Here is a 15,406-nt window from a genome sequence, read left to right as displayed (position 1 = left end):
GCAACCAGTCACGCCAGAGAGCGCGGGAGGGCCGGCGGGGTCATCGCGTCGGCAGCCGGTCAACCATATTTGCCAAGACCTTCGGCGGCAGCCCAATCCCCGAGAGCTTCCTGCCGATCGAGCAGCTTACTACCTGCAATGGCTATGCGGGTTGCAATGTGCAGCGCTCCGCGACTTGTGCTTCTCTACGGACGCATTGATCTAGTCGTCCAACACAACGAAGCGCCGAAATACGTTCAACGTCCTTGCCCTAAGGAGCGGGCATCGGTTGCACAGCTCGGGTGCCAGGAGCCCTGAAAAAGTTAGCTACCGAAACTGAGACATCTTTTTGGTCAATTTTGTTCGAAGCCATATTGGGAAATGGGGCATTCACAACCATTGCCATCGACGGGTGGCATCGCTGCCGATGATGATCTCATGCGGTTTCTTGGGGATTTCCACCAACTCCTCGACCGAGAGAACTAGTGGCTCTGCACAGTGATTTTGACAGGTTGCGTCGGGCGATCAGATTAGCTCCGGCAGGAGTTTCGGATCAACGAGTACCTCGATGCTGCGAGGAGTTCTTGGCTGCCTCCTGATGAGGCCGGCTCGTTCGAGCGTCAGCACCATCTGGTGGACCGAAGGCGGGCTGACGCGGAAATATTCCTGCATGTCGGTTTCGGCCGGAGATCTGCGGTGGAGCCGCGTGTAGAGGTGGATAAAGGCCAAATACTGCCCCTGCGTGGGCGTGAAGGGTTTTGCCGAACGACTCACGCCGGCCATCCGATTCAGTTGTTTGTGCGTGCCTCGCACATGGAGGCACGCCATGAATGTACGCTATCGGGTCGATCTCAGCCAAATCGAGCGCACGGAACTCAGGGCGCTGCTCAGCAGCGGCAAGCATGCGTCGCGCAAGCTCAAGCGAGCACAGATCTTGCTGGCCGCCGATGCCGGTGCCGGCGACGAGGAGATCGCAAGGAACGTCGGCGTGGGCGGCTCGACTGTGTACCGGATCAAGCGCCGCTTCGTGGAGGGCAATCTGGAACGGGCGCTGAGCGACGAGCCGCGTCCCGGGGCGGAACGCAAACTCACGGTCAAGGAAGAAGCCCTGCTGGTAGCGACGGCCTGCGCCAGCCCCCCGGAAGGCCGCGCTCGCTGGACGCTCGAGCTGCTGGCAGGTGCGATGGTCAAGCTCACCGAACACAAGAGCCTGTCGCACGAGACCGTTCGGCGGCGCCTGGCCGAAAATGGCCTCAAGCCCTGGCGCCAGGACATGTGGTGCATTCCGCAGGTCGATGGCGAATACGTCGCCCGAATGGAGGACGTCCTCGACCTCTACGCCGAGGCGCCCGATCCCAAGCGGCCGGTGGTGTGCTTCGACGAAAGCCCGGTGCAGCTCATTGGCGAGGCGCGTCAGCCCATCCCGGCCAGGCCGGGTCAGCTCGAACGTTACGATTACGAGTATCGCCGCAATGGCACGGTCAATCTCTTCGTCCTCCTCGACGTGCATCGTCCCTGGCGCAAGGTCAAAGTCACCGAACGGCGAGCGGCGGAAGACTATGCCCGATGCATGCACGACCTCGTCGACATCCATTATCCCGATGCCGAGATCATCCGGGTCGTTCAGGACAATCTATCGACCCACTCCGCCGGCGCCCTGTATCAGGCGTTCCCGCCCGCCGAAGCCAGGCGGATTTTGCGACGGCTCCAATTCCACTACACTCCCAAGCACGCAAGCTGGCAACATGGTCGAGATCGAGATCGGCGTGCTGCGCGGCCAGTGCCTGGATCGCAGGATCGACGATCCCAAGCGACTGCGCCGCGAAATCGCCGCTTGGGAGCGGAAGCGAAATGCTGCCCGCTCCCGCATCAAATGGATGTTCACAACAGACAAGGCCCGCACCAAAATGGGCCGCGCCTATCCCGCGACTTCCAAAGAGTCATAATCACTGTGCAGAGCCACTAGTTCATCCCGGGACGCCTCCGCCGACATGGTCGGCTCCTATCACAGACTGGTAAACTGAGTCCAACACTCGAATGTCTTTGATTCGGCTTCACCAACGGGTCGGCCGGCTCTCAAATTTATCCCAACGGGATCGATCGAAAGAATATCAGATCGTCAATGGAATTGACTCCCCGTGCTTCGCGGGCATCCTTCACGATCAGACGCCGCACAGCCCAGCCATTACTGGCGAGGAACGGCAGGAACGGCAGGAAGTTTATCTCGCCAGTCGCCTCACCAGGTGATGCCCGTGGCAGATACGCATCCCACGCCTGTTTCAACGAGGTCACCGACAAGACAAATGTTCCGACGTCGTTCCAGCCACCCGACGCGCAGGTATCGCCTTCTCGGGATTGACGAACGGCGATCAGGCTGGCGTCGGCGTCAAAAACATGCTCGGCGTAGGGCTGGGCGACCGACGCAACAGGCAACACGACTGTTTTCGGTGATCCCCCGTGCAGCGATAGTGCACCGGACAGCGTTTGCGGCGAGACGAAAACCTGATCGCCCCAGATGACAAGAAGGCATTCTGCGATTGACCAGACATCATGGCAACCGAAGACAGCGTCGCCCATTCCGGTTGGCCTCGGTTGTACGCTGGTCGAAATGCGATCTTTTCCCGGGTCGTTGTTCAGGGCCGCGCGAAAGATCTCTTCGCCTTCGGGAGAAAGCACGACATGGACGCGATCAACAATGCTCATGAGCTTGCCCCGGAGCACCGACCAGATCGTCTCGTACTCGTTCAACCGTGTAAGAATCTTAGGATGATCCAGCCCGAGACGAGTGCCTCGCCCAGCCGCCGGAATGACAGCACACGATTTTGGCTTCACAAGACCTCCGCGTTCCTGTTTGCGATCGCCGCATGTAGCTTTCTCAAATCTGGGAAGAAATAATCGACGATAGGTTCAACTTCCCGATTGTTCACGCCGACGACCGCCAGGTTTGCGGCGCGCGCTGCGATCACTCCTGATTCCGCATCTTCGATCACGATCGATTCCGGCCCGCCCAGGCCATTTCGTTGCAGGCACATGAGGAATGGATCCGGAAAAGGCTTCCCCAATTTCACGTCGTCGGCGGTGACAACGTCGACAAAAACATCGAGGAGAGCCATTGCAGCCAAGGCTGCCCGAACCGTCGGACCCGATCCGGATGTGACAAGAAAGAGCCTGTAACCTGCGCTCGCGCCTTCTCGCAAAAGTTCGCGCGCGCCGGGCAGAAGAGATACGCGCCCCCTGTCGACGAACTCCCGATACTGCGCTCGTTTTTTTGCGCCGAGCTTCCGAACCTCGCCTTCATCAACAATTCCAAGCTGCCGAAAAGCATCAGCTGTGGTAAGTCCCTTCAAAGGCTCGTACGAGAAGCCGGAAAGAAGAGCGGGGCGCTCCTGTCGCAATACATCATAAAATGCCTCGGCGTGAAGTGGTGCCGAATCGGCAAGAGTGCCGTCGAAGTCGAACAGAAGATTACGGGCATGCGCTGGGTCGACCATTCTCAGCTCATCAGCCCGACCAGATTCAAAAATCCACGTTTCAGTCGCCATCGCGATTTGCTGAAGCCTTTGAATGTGCGATAGCGGACAGGGAGTTCTGCAATCTCGACGTAGTTTGCGATGAGTTGTTTCGATATCGATGCCGGCGTCAACCTGACGGAGTCCTTAAGCTGAGCAAGACATTCCACATGTTTGCGTCGGTAGACCCGGAATCCCGTCAGCGGATCGGAAAAGATCAGGCCAAATCGCATGACAAACAACACGGTCAATAAGAAGGCGCCGGTACGGCTCAACCAAAACAGCAGATTTTGTTCACCGTAAGCCGCTCTCAAGGACGAATTGAACTGACGTCGACTCTGCGTCCTGGAGCCATATACAGCGCCAAAGATGCTGTCCCGAAGGGCCGCAACACTTGTTTTAACATCGCCAAAGCGATATTCGCCGTCACCTATGAGGGTTACCAGGAAATCGGTATCACCGTCGTCGATCCAGCTCTTGACCTCGCTGACCTCTGGGAATGACCCGCGGTGATGCGTGGTCTCGATCGAGACGTTGGGTGGCAAGTTTCGTTTATCAACCGATATGACGTTGAAACGAAGGCAGACTTTGGAAAAGTCCGACCAGCTTATTTCAAGAAACTCCTCGATGAGCCCCTGCGCTGCGGAAGTGCGATTGAACAGGTCGACGAAGATGCGAAGTGAAGGTTTGTGTTTCACCGCACCATCATCTTCCCAGATATCCAGCAGTTTCTGAACCAGCGCATAGCCATTGTGGACCTTGTACGTATCACCGAGGCCGAACTCGTCCACTATCAGCGATGCGCCGCGATGTACCCCTGCTTTCGCAAGTGAATCATCCGAAAAGCGGAGCGCGTTAACGAGAGTGCCAGGGTTGTTGATGAGCACGTGCGTGATTGCCTGATGCCGGTTTTCGCTATCTCCGGCGTAGCGGAGTGCCTGGTCGACGAGAGACTCCACCGTCCATTGCTGGATGTCGTTGTCGGGCTCCAGATTCGTGACGAAAGCCTTCATCTTTGCTGGTGCTCGTCGCAGCGCATCGCTGGCGATCCGATAACTCGGGAGCAGGGAGGAATGTTGGGTTCCGGGTCCATAAACGATAATGTCAGCCTGCTCGATGGCGTACCTGGCTTCCGGTGAAAGCTGAATGGGTGCTTCTCGTTGCTTGAGCCATGATACTTTTTCAGACAAGGAGCGGTTTGATACTGCGTCCCATTCATGAGGAAGTATCGCTGATTCCAGAAAGAAGGTATCGACGATTGGAACCTCTGACTGTACACCGACAACGTCTGCTTCACGTGGCAGTAGCTGGCCGTCTGCCTTCAACCCAGCCAGAATCCTGTTTTCGCCATTGCTCACGTTCACGAGCACCGCCTGGGAGTCGACCAGCCTGCCTATCTCGCGCACAGCCGCATTGAAATTCCGGCCATTCTCAAGATACGCGCCGGCGAAAATCAGATTTCCTACTGAACAGTCGCGAAAATCGAATCGCTCCGGCGAACTCTGGGCATAATCCAGAAAAATCCCTAAATGCCGACGGAGCCCCGCTAGCGTCGGCGGATCGAGCTTTTTGACGAGCGCGACAAACTGCTCGTCTAGGTCTTCATGGCTCTCTGTCCTAACGAAGGTACGTAACGCGGCTTCGTCGGCCTTGCCGAACTCGGCCGACAGCCGTAACTCGACAAGAGATCTGAGAGCGTACTGCTGGTCAGAATACAGATCCAGTAAATAGGAGAGATTCTTGCGAAAGTCGGATGGTCCCAGCATTCCAGGAATAAACTTGCGCAGCGCTCCGGTTGAGAGTCCATCGTCATAGGCATTCACCAGCAAGGTTAGCTCGACGTCTGGCTGCCTGAGAAATTCCCGAATGATGGTTGCACTGCCGCGCCCTCCGCAGAACAGCGCGACCTTGACCTGTTTAGCGTGTGCTGCCGTTCTCATGGACATCCAGTCTGTTTCAAAGGTTGCTGCAGGATACCAAGCCGGATCAGTAGCCGGCGAAAAGCCAGGTAGCAGACAAAGAGCAGACGGTGGCTTGCATCCCTAACAAGCCTGATACTGCTGGTCCCGGACGTTCGTGGACGATGAAGTATCTCGACCTGCACGATGTCGATTTCGGCTTCAAGGAGCTTGCCGGTGATTTCGGTCGAAGAGTTCATCCCCTTGGCTTCGAAGTTTAAAGAGCGAAGCAGCGGCCCGCTGACGAGCTTGCAAGCCGAGTTGAAGTCCTTCAGTCGGGTGCCGTAGACCAGGTTACAGACTACCCCACTCGACCATGTGCCGAAGCGCCTGAATGTCGAATCCTTCTTCTTTCGAGTTCCGATCACGGCGGATGTTCCATCCCGGCGGAGTCCTGGCAGAAGTAGTGAGAGGTTCTCGATAGGAAATTGACCATCCGAGTCGATCAACATCACCCAATCCAGCAGCGTTGCCTTGATGGCGGCCGTTAAGGCGACGGCGGCTCCCTGATTCTGCTTGAAATCGACCAGCCGCAACTCGGGATTTGCATTGGCAAGTTCGCGGAGTATCTCTCCAGTGTTGTCATCACTGCCGTCGTTACACACGACGATTTCAAAGTCGTGGACATCTGATGACTTGCGAAGAAACCCTATCCACGAGTTCACCACCTCGCGGATACCAGCTTCCTCGTTGTAGGCCGGCGCCGCCACTGACAATCGAACTGGATCATTCCGCGATATCAGCAACAGGCGTCCTCCACATTGTTCACAATTCATCGATACAGATCGTCACGTGAGAAAGCTGAGAGTCCTAAGGGGACCGGTGCTCAAGACAGCAGCTGTATGTGCAGGTCACCGAATTCAGCAATCGCCAGATGCTCATCGGCATGCCTTGTCGCCATTCACCCTTCGCTGTCGCGTGCCCAGCAGGGCATGCTGATCCGCGTGTGGAGCGGCTCTTCGGGTTCGCGAGAGCTTCTCTCAACTGATTTCCTCCGGGCGGGACGGCTCGGCCGGGAGAAGCGCCTGAAGCGCTCGTATTGCGTGATCTGTCCATAAATTGGTCCGCACGCTTTGGAGGTCAGTACAGTCTCACTGCCCATGTTCTGCCTCGGATTGTCAGAGTTCCGCAAGCTCGGTGTAGTACCTGGCAACAGGCGTAGTCGTGCTGGCCGGTTCTGCGTTGCCGGGCATCAATCGCGAAAGCTTCATCGGCAGCTCTTCGAACCATCCTGATCGCTTTGGTGGCCTCCTTTCGTGTTCAGAGTCAGCAAAGGCAATCAGGCAAGTCGGACGTCGCTCCGCAGAGTGGTTATCTCCACGGGCGACTTCTGCCAGCCTCCTTGAGGGCGCGCCTGGGTTTAAACTTGAAAACTTCTAACCGATCTGCAGCCCGCGATCTCCTACAGGAACTGGTAGAGTGGTTATTGCTTTGCAGCGCGACCGCGCCTCGAGAAGGTCTCGACGATGCGGCAGGGGCAGTCGGTGTTATCGCGCTGCTGCGATCGGCTGCTCGCAGGTGATATGGAGCCTAGCTTTGTGGCAGCGGTGCTGGGACCGTGAAATGTTAGGGAGATGATGTCGAGGAGTCACTTCTTGGTACGTTGATCAAGGCCTGGCATCCCTTAAAAACGCCAGACCGAAAGCCATGACACCTGATCTGTGCGGGTTATGGCCGAACGGTTGGACTCGGACTTTCCGAGAGGATCAGGAAGCTGACTTCAGTGCTGAACTCGGAAAACGTGGGTTCGAAAGCGGAATGACACGGGCGGCAGCGCAGCAGGTAGCGCTCCGGTTTCTCCTTCTCCCTGGGATGATCCGACCCAGCGCTCTTGGCGGGCGACTTCCGCGTTGCGAGTGACGAGGTCGTGGATCGGTGCCCCTCTGTTTGGCAAAGATACGTTCCAGCCAGCACCGCGCCGCGGCGGATCGCCGGGCGAAGGCCTCGTCTCGATCAGGATGAGAGGGAAGTAAGTAACCGCGTAGCAGCGCGGCTTGGCCCCGCGGATGAGGAGCGTCAGTGGTTATACTTGAGGTCGCAGGGCGCATTAGTTCCGGCGGTATCTTGGGCGGAAACTGCTGACGGGCTAATTGCTACGCGCCGGTCGACGCACAAGGGCGCAGGAGACACATCTGCCCTTGAGTTCATCCGGAAGTGCACGGGAGCAGGCTGGCGGGCTTCTTCTGTGCTAGCCGAACTGCACGCGACATCGCGGTATGGCCCGTCAGGACCTCAAAAATTCCGTGTAGGCCTCGAAAATGATATCCGTATCGTTCTTCAACGGTTTCCACCCCAGACACTCAGTCACGCTTTCGGTGCTGAGAACATAATCAATATTCGCAACAGTAAACTGCTCCGGATAGAGTAATGTCATACCTGCTCTGTCGAGCAACCAGAGTGCAGGTTGTAGAACAAGGGCAGGTATAGGAAGAAGAATCGATTTTGAACCGGCTCGCCTGATCAATTCTCCGAGCAGATCTTTGACTATTGGTGGATCATCAGAGCCGAGATTAAATGGCCCAAGTGGGCAATGCGCGTCTACGGCAGCTAGCGCAGCAGCGACACAGTCCTCAACCGCGACCAGCTGATAACGATTTTTTCCTGCCCCGATCAGGGGAATCGGCAGCCCTGCTCTGATTAGTCGAAAGAGCTTTGTCAGCACTCCAAGTCGCCCGCTACCAGCAATAAGCCTTGGACGGAATATGCTGGCATGCAGGCCAAACTCTCTGCGGGCCTGCACCAGGAGCCGCTCTGCTTCAACCTTGCTCCGACCGTACGGTCCGAGAGGGCGTTGCCTGTCGGTGGGATGGACTGGCACGTGATCGGGTTTTCCGTAGGTCATGTCCGTGGAAAAAAAGACAATCCGGTGTGTGGATCCTGCCGACATTGCTTCCAGCACACGCCGAGTGCCGCTCACATTGACGTCAGCAAACCATTCGTCCCGATTTCGATACGGTACCGGGCCGCGAAGTTGACGAGCTGCAAGATGATAGACCACGTCATCGCGATCGAGATGAAGTTTCGCTAGGTCACCTTCTTGCCGCACGTCACCTCTTACGAAGTCTACCGCGTGATCGGTTGGAATCGGCTCATCGAGATCGAATACGAGAACCTTTTCTCCCCTGGTGGCGAGGGCTGATGCCAAGTATCTTCCGGTAAAGCCAGCCCCCCCAGTTATGATGTGTCGCATGACTACGCTGTCCTGCCAATCAAAACGACACCAGCGCAGATCAAGGCTATGCCAGCCAGTCTTGCAGGCGGTATGGTCTCACCGAGTATGAGAAAGCCAAATATGGCCGCGATCACATACCCGATCGAGAGCATGGGATAAGCAACGCTAACCTGATGCATTGAGAGAACAGCTAGCCAGGAAAGAATACTTATCGCACAACAGACAAGACCGCCCCACAAATAGACATTGCTGACCAATGTCCAGGCGAATGCTTTTGGCTCGCCGATCGATGGTATCCTGCCGATGGTCAGCATGGCCTTGCGCAAGGCAATCTGGGCGAAGGCATTCGTGCATACACTGATAGCGATCAGTGCGAACGATGAAGCGGTCAAGGCGTGCTCCCGGTCGAGCCATGCGCATAGTGATGTTCTATTCTGTAGCTGGAGATCCGCCCTAGCCCGGTGCCGGGCACCTGGCCGCTGGATGATGTCCACTGGGGATCCGTTTCCTCGATCAGATAGCGCGGTGCACGGCAGATGACGAAACATCCGATGCCATCGTGCGGGTAGATTTTGAGGGCGTCGGACAGAACTTGCCTAGCGCAAATGTCGATCCAGGGCTTGAACGCGGGATCCCGTAGATTCGGATTCCGGGTCCAGCCGGGAGGAATCAAAGGCTTCACCATTGGTTCGCCTTCTGGCTAAGCGGCCGCTGTCGCCTGATTTCGCGGCAGGACTGCTCCGCCAGCGCCGCGGAGCGTAATGGCTTGAGCAGAAGCTGCCTGGCCGCATTCGAATACTCGCCTTCAAAGACAGGGGGGGCGAACGTAGCGACGGCGACATAGTTCTCCTGCGCGGCTCCAAAGGAAGCCATGACACTGGCCTGGTCAAGATGACGCTCGCCCTCTGGCTCTATCAATACCCAAGCTATGGCCAGATCGGCGCAGTTCTCGCTTCCGAGCGTTTCCACCGCAACTGCGTTGCTGCCGGGATGTCCTCCGGCCAGCCATGGTAGACCGAGTGCTCGCGTCTCGAGGACGTACAGCAGGCTTGACGCGCGGCCAGTGAGACAGATCAGCGGGAGTCCGGCCTCGAGACCGGCCGTACGAGCCTGGGCTCTGGCCGTGGAGAGATGGTCGTGGAAGGACTTCGACAGCACCAGTTTTCCACTGCGTGGCATCGAAATCACCTTAGAATAGGTGCGAAGATCTTTCACCTGCGCGAACGGCTTGATAACGGCATCACTTACGACGGGTGCAACGAGCAGCTGCGCCAATACTGACAGCGGCAGCAGGGTCGCGACGCCGCAGCCCTGTTGCGCGAGAGGGCTCAGGAACGCAACGACCGCGAGCATCCAGAACAGGACCTCCATCGAACCAACGGACCAATAATTGAGACGGGAGCCCAATGCGAACACTAGCGGCAAGACAAAAAAGGTTAGCGTCAGGGCGGTGCTGGAGGGGGTCTGGATGCGCACAATCAGCCCCCTGCGATAGAACATCGCGCCAAGGCATGCGAAGGCCGGCGCCAGGAACAGGAGCGAGGGCTCGACGCTGATCGGATCGATCTGCAGCAACGCAATTGCCAGTGTTATGATCAACGCCGCAATGAGAGCTATCGAAATGAGCAACTTCTGCGTATCTCCGATGAGGACGCCAAGCAGAAGGCCTACCGCCATGATAACCGCCATGGCGACTTGGGAGCGACTGGTGGCGAGAGCGTCGATGCGAAGAATTCCACTCATGTCGTGGCCAGAACCCAACGTGGCTTCCAGCTTAACGCTGTTGACCATGCGGCTCACCAGCCCGATGATGCCGCCATCAAGCAGGTAGGCAGTACTGACCAGCAGAGTAAAAGCGACCAGCGCAGCGCCAAGCATGTGCAGCAGCGACTTTCGCCGCAAAATGACAACATAGAGAATAACGACGAGGGCAATGGCCGCAGCGGTGGTCGGCTTGGCCATGAAGCAGCACCAGCCGCTAACGCCGACCAGGATTGCCCCCAGGACCTGGCTAGCGGTCTCTTGCCGCTCGGCGAGCAGCAAGCCGATCATCACCAGCATGAGAGATTGAGACGCTAGTGAGTAGTGGTTGGGGGTGAGCCCCCAGCTCAGCCGAAAGTGGTACAATGCCAAGCTGGCGATCCCAGCCGATAGCACCGCAGCATGCGGCCAGTCTGCTTTCCAGAGGCGCCGGATCACAAGGAAACCAAGAATCCAGCCTAGCGCCGTAGTAAGCACCACGTTCGCCATCCGAAGCACTGCGATGTCGCCACCCACCCACTGATACGGCCAGTGATAGACGAAGCCGAAAAGGGACGCGGAATTATTCATCGCGTAGGGGAACGGGTTCGCGATGAAGTTGAGGTAGAAACCTTCATCGCCGAGGTTGAGACCGTAACCGCAGTAATATAGCAGCCGAGCGAAAAGGATTGCTGTAGTCACGACGGAGAGAGCAAGCAAAGCCCAATAAAGCAAGGCTGACAACATTCTGCCATTCGCGGCGTGGTTGTTTGGTGGCATAGGCCCTTCCTGCCAGCCTCGTAGTGCAGGTCCATTCCAATGGATTTCAGTCTCGAGGAGCTTTTAGCTAAGCTGAGCCTCGCATTCTCCTCCAAGAAATGGTAGAGCCACCTCGTGCAGCGAAACCGAACTTTGGGCGATGATGCCGAAGGTCCAGCGCGCAAAACCAGCACCGGATGGTCGGTAAGGCGATCCCAGCTTGCGAGGCGGGAGGCAAACAGGCGATGTTGACACGGCTGCTGCCGGGAACGCGGTGTCATCTTTGATGTCTTCGCCAGTGTCCAGGGATAGCAGCTGTGTGGCAGTCGCGTGTCGCATCGCGAGTGCCTGTGGCGCGGCGGCCGCGCGACCCGAGTCTTGAGGCTAAGTCGACGATAAGTGCGGAGGGCTACAGGGATGACGTGCCGTTCAAGCGTTGTCGATAACAGGTCTATCCGCAGTGCCGTTGGTCGCAAGCAAACCCAATTGAGTGAGATAGCTTCCGTCGGCAGGCTGGATACTCCGAAAGCCATTTAGAAGATCGAACCATGCGACATGCGCATATCCAGCTGCTTTTGAACGTCCGGTAGCGGCGCTACGGTCACCTCACCCCGGACGACCTCGTGCATCTAAAGGTCGCGGGTACTGCCGGAGAGCACGAATTGGCTACGCAGACGCAGAAAGCGCAGCAAATCGCGGAACGATCTGGCTCTTTCCACCGAACTATCAGGCACTCTCCGAATTGAGCACGAGAGTGCCGTGTGTGCCAACTACAGTAGTGGGGGAGGCTGCTGGTTTTTGTATCCCGCGCCACCCGGGCGCCCGAGAGCGAGGTATCGGCCACCAGCGCCAGACACTCGCGGGTGCAATCGTCGACCACGGTCAGAATGCGGAAGCGACGGCCGTCGGTCAGCTGATCCGACACGAAGTCGAGCGACCAACGATCGTTGGGAGCCATCTGCGCCATCATCGGTGCCCTGGTCCCAATTGCCCGCTTGCGGCCACCACGGCGGCGTACCGCGAGCCTCTCTTCCCGGTAGAGCCGGAAGAGCTTCTTATGGTTGACCAGATAACCCTCCCGCTTGAGCAGCACGTGCAGGCGTCGGTAACCGAAACGGCGACGTTCCTGGGCGATCGCCCTCATGCGCTGGCGAAGGCCGGCATCATCTGCGCGGGTCGCCTTGTATCTCATCGTCATGCGGCAGCAGCCGATGGCTTTACACGCCCGCCGTTCGCTCATTCCGTAGACGTCCACGAGATGGGCGACAGCTTTCCGCTTGGCAGCGGGCATCACCATTTCTTTCCCAGGAGATCTTTCAAGGCCACATTGTCCAGCATGGCGTCGGCCAAGAGCCGCTTCAGTCGTGTGTTCTCGTCCTCCAGGGTCTTCAGCCGCTTGGCCTCCGACACCTCCATCCCGCCGAATTTTGCCTTCCATTTGTAGATGCTGGCGTCACTGACGCCATGCTTGCGGCACAGATCGGCGACCGAAACGCCAGCTTCGTGCTCCTTCAAAATCCCGATGATCTGCTCTTCCGCAAAGCGACTGCGCTTCATGCTCTGGTCCTTATGTGGGCCAGAGCGAACTTCAAACTGGATTAAGCCCGTGGGGCAAGGTCACTGCAGGCGCGCGCCAAAACTATGGGCGTATCGATCGCGCTCTCAGTCCACACGACGGTGGGCGAGCCAATCACACTCAGGAATGTTCGGTCTAGGTGCCTGCCGATCACATAGACGCTACCGCTTGAAATAACGGCGAACTCAGTACATCGCCGTTTTGTGGGCAGCTGTCAGGCGCTAAATTGCGCTTGTTTAAATTTGACGCTCATTTTCGCTAACGTGCAAGGAAAAATTGCGCGCCGTGATCGCCGCTTCACCATACTGAATTACCCGGAAGGGATTGTCGTTTGATCCAAAGAACGTGAGTGCCAAGGCAGCTGCATCAAACAGGCCCGCCCGGCAATCTTCGCTCATCCAAGGTTTGCGAGGTGGCGGAGCGTATTGCTCGAAAGCCGGAATTTGATTCGCAATCAGCTTTGCAAGGCTCTGCTTGTTCGGGCATCCATAGCTCTCGAATTTTCCCGACTCGTTCGCGCGAATATGCAAAAACGGAAATGCCACTGCCTTTCGCGAGCGTAGCGATAGACGCATTAAGGCGGGTTATCAACCGAGCACGTTAGGTGCCCTTGTCGGAGGTGTCCTGGATGACAAGAGCGTCAGGAGCCTAGCAGTCGAGGATTTGCGAGATGCGTGGCAGGCATGTTTCTCGCTTCCGAGGCTCTCGCGCCTCGCGTATTCCCCAATCGTATGGCGACAGATATCCCTCGAATAGAGTGAAGGAGAAACCGCGGGTGTTTACGTAAATCGACAGGGCAAACGTGTTCCGTCGATCATATTTCGGGCGCGACGCGATTTTCTTCAACTCGCTCCAACAGCCGCTCCAAGAAGTCGAGCTTCAGGCGCGTTGTGTTCGACGGATCCCCTTGAAGGAGTTCGTACAGCTCACTGCCACGTTCGCGTATACCGCGATGAAACTCGGACATGAGCCCCGGAAACAGCTCCAATGCTGGTATGTTGAAGATCATCATGCATATGAATGCCGCGTCGATCTCAACGACATCAAACTTCGCGAGCACTTCCGGCCTGTAGCGCCAATATGCCTGGAGGGCGGCTGGAGTTATAGCGGATCATCTTCCGGTCCGCGCCGACGATTGAGCAGGTCTGCCGCTCCGACAGGCTCATGACGGCCTGCAGATGCGCGACGGCAGCGCGCTTGGCGGCGGGCCCTACCATTGTTTTGAAAGCAGCTCGCGAAGGGCGGCCGCGTCGAGCATCTCCTCCGCCAGAAGCTTCTTCAGCTTCGCATTCTCCTCCTCCAACGCCTTCAGTCGCTTGGCCTCGGAGACGTCCATGCCGCCGAATTTGGCTTTCCAGTTGTAGATCGTCGCTTCGGAGATCCCATGCTTGCGAGCCAGGTCGGCTATCTTCGCCCCAGCCTCATGCTCCTTCAACACAGCAATAATCTGCTCTTCCGTGAACCTTGCTCGCTTCATCTGTCCGTCCTTCTTCAGGCCGGACTCTAACTCGATCTGGAGGCCGGCTCTGCACTAGTGGCTCTGCACAGTGATTATGACTCTTTGGAAGTCGCGGGATAGGCGCGGCCCATTTTGGTGCGGGCCTTGTCTGTTGTGAACATCCATTTGATGCGGGAGCGGGCAGCATTTCGCTTCCGCTCCCAAGCGGCGATTTCGCGGCGCAGTCGCTTGGGATCGTCGATCCTGCGATCCAGGCACTGGCCGCGCAGCACGCCGATCTCGATCTCGACCATGTTGCCAGCTTGCGTGCTTGGGAGTGTAGTGGAATTGGAGCCGTCGCAAAATCCGCCTGGCTTCGGCGGGCGGGAACGCCTGATACAGGGCGCCGGCGGAGTGGGTCGATAGATTGTCCTGAACGACCCGGATGATCTCGGCATCGGGATAATGGATGTCGACGAGGTCGTGCATGCATCGGGCATAGTCTTCCGCCGCTCGCCGTTCGGTGACTTTGACCTTGCGCCAGGGACGATGCACGTCGAGGAGGACGAAGAGATTGACCGTGCCATTGCGGCGATACTCGTAATCGTAACGTTCGAGCTGACCCGGCCTGGCCGGGATGGGCTGACGCGCCTCGCCAATGAGCTGCACCGGGCTTTCGTCGAAGCACACCACCGGCCGCTTGGGATCGGGCGCCTCGGCGTAGAGGTCGAGGACGTCCTCCATTCGGGCGACGTATTCGCCATCGACCTGCGGAATGCACCACATGTCCTGGCGCCAGGGCTTGAGGCCATTTTCGGCCAGGCGCCGCCGAACGGTCTCGTGCGACAGGCTCTTGTGTTCGGTGAGCTTGACCATCGCACCTGCCAGCAGCTCGAGCGTCCAGCGAGCGCGGCCTTCCGGGGGGCTGGCGCAGGCCGTCGCTACCAGCAGGGCTTCTTCCTTGACCGTGAGTTTGCGTTCCGCCCCGGGACGCGGCTCGTCGCTCAGCGCCCGTTCCAGATTGCCCTCCACGAAGCGGCGCTTGATCCGGTACACAGTCGAGCCGCCCACGCCGACGTTCCTTGCGATCTCCTCGTCGCCGGCACCGGCATCGGCGGCCAGCAAGATCTGTGCTCGCTTGAGCTTGCGCGACGCATGCTTGCCGCTGCTGAGCAGCGCCCTGAGTTCCGTGCGCTCGATTTGGCTGAGATCGACCCGATAGCGTACATTCATGGCGTGCCTCCATGTGCGAGGCACGCACAAACAACTGAATCG

At 57.9% G+C, this 15,406-nt stretch carries 11 protein-coding genes and 2 pseudogenes; 1 reads left to right on the top strand and 12 read right to left on the bottom strand.

The features are described 5' to 3' along the window. The first annotated feature begins 805 nt into the window (after positions 1-805). Positions 806-1,925 (top strand): IS630 family transposase gene (locus LRP30_RS31050; RefSeq protein WP_249761866.1). Its coding sequence is split into 2 segments (ribosomal slippage): positions 806-1,722 and positions 1,721-1,925, totalling 1,122 coding nucleotides; the frame shifts between segments, so codons are not numbered across the junction. A gap of 136 nt (positions 1,926-2,061) precedes the next feature. Here LRP30_RS31050 and LRP30_RS31045 read toward each other — a convergent pair. The 12 genes and pseudogenes from LRP30_RS31045 to LRP30_RS30990 all read right to left on the bottom strand — a co-directional run bounded on the left by LRP30_RS31045 (position 2,062) and on the right by LRP30_RS30990 (position 15,364). Beyond that, complete coding sequence (locus LRP30_RS31045) at positions 2,062-2,811, bottom strand: NTP transferase domain-containing protein (RefSeq protein WP_249757255.1); 750 nt, start codon at positions 2,809-2,811, stop codon at positions 2,062-2,064. Further along, positions 2,808-3,521, bottom strand: a complete 714-nt coding sequence (locus LRP30_RS31040) for an HAD-IA family hydrolase (protein ID WP_249757254.1) — start codon at positions 3,519-3,521, stop codon at positions 2,808-2,810. The genes LRP30_RS31045 and LRP30_RS31040 overlap by 4 nt, the downstream gene beginning before the upstream one ends. After that, complete coding sequence (locus LRP30_RS31035; protein ID WP_249757253.1) at positions 3,473-5,428, bottom strand: 2-phospho-L-lactate transferase CofD family protein; 1,956 nt, start codon at positions 5,426-5,428, stop codon at positions 3,473-3,475. The genes LRP30_RS31040 and LRP30_RS31035 overlap by 49 nt, the downstream gene beginning before the upstream one ends. Beyond that, positions 5,425-6,156 carry a glycosyltransferase family 2 protein gene (locus LRP30_RS31030; protein WP_249757252.1) on the bottom strand — a complete coding sequence of 244 codons (732 nt, stop codon included), beginning with the start codon at positions 6,154-6,156 and terminating at the stop codon, positions 5,425-5,427. The genes LRP30_RS31035 and LRP30_RS31030 overlap by 4 nt, the downstream gene beginning before the upstream one ends. A 1,514-nt stretch (positions 6,157-7,670) precedes the next feature. Then, positions 7,671-8,591 carry an NAD(P)-dependent oxidoreductase gene (locus LRP30_RS31025; protein WP_249757251.1) on the bottom strand — a complete coding sequence of 307 codons (921 nt, stop codon included), beginning with the start codon at positions 8,589-8,591 and terminating at the stop codon, positions 7,671-7,673. A 47-nt stretch (positions 8,592-8,638) separates the two neighbouring features. Beyond that, positions 8,639-9,010, bottom strand: coding sequence for an EamA family transporter (locus LRP30_RS31020; RefSeq protein ID WP_249757250.1), 372 nt, complete (start codon positions 9,008-9,010; stop codon positions 8,639-8,641). 286 nt (positions 9,011-9,296) lie between these two features. After that, positions 9,297-11,105, bottom strand: a complete 1,809-nt coding sequence (locus tag LRP30_RS31015) for a hypothetical protein (RefSeq protein ID WP_249757249.1) — start codon at positions 11,103-11,105, stop codon at positions 9,297-9,299. 814 nt (positions 11,106-11,919) lie between these two features. Continuing rightward, positions 11,920-12,674, bottom strand: a pseudogene (locus LRP30_RS31010) (IS3 family transposase); the annotation flags it as partial. 255 nt (positions 12,675-12,929) lie between these two features. Continuing rightward, on the bottom strand, positions 12,930-13,238 hold the full coding sequence (locus LRP30_RS31005; protein ID WP_249757248.1) for a hypothetical protein: 309 nt from the start codon (positions 13,236-13,238) through the stop codon (positions 12,930-12,932). Positions 13,239-13,507: 269 nt separating this feature from the next. Further along, on the bottom strand, positions 13,508-13,705 hold the full coding sequence (locus LRP30_RS31000) for a hypothetical protein (RefSeq protein ID WP_249757247.1): 198 nt from the start codon (positions 13,703-13,705) through the stop codon (positions 13,508-13,510). Positions 13,706-13,781: 76 nt separating this feature from the next. Then, positions 13,782-14,170, bottom strand: a pseudogene (locus LRP30_RS30995) (transposase); the annotation flags it as partial. Between the two features lie 74 nt (positions 14,171-14,244). Further along, positions 14,245-15,364 (bottom strand): IS630 family transposase gene (locus LRP30_RS30990; RefSeq protein ID WP_249761866.1). Its coding sequence is split into 2 segments (ribosomal slippage): positions 14,245-14,449 and positions 14,448-15,364, totalling 1,122 coding nucleotides; the frame shifts between segments, so codons are not numbered across the junction. Between the last annotated feature and the right edge of the window lie 42 nt (positions 15,365-15,406).

This window comes from Bradyrhizobium sp. C-145 (genome assembly GCF_023375135.1).
GTDB classification, from domain to species: Bacteria; Pseudomonadota; Alphaproteobacteria; order Rhizobiales; family Xanthobacteraceae; genus Bradyrhizobium; species Bradyrhizobium zhanjiangense.
The sequence above is the reverse complement of the archived record's forward strand: the minus strand, read 5'-3'. Positions and strand labels throughout refer to the sequence as shown.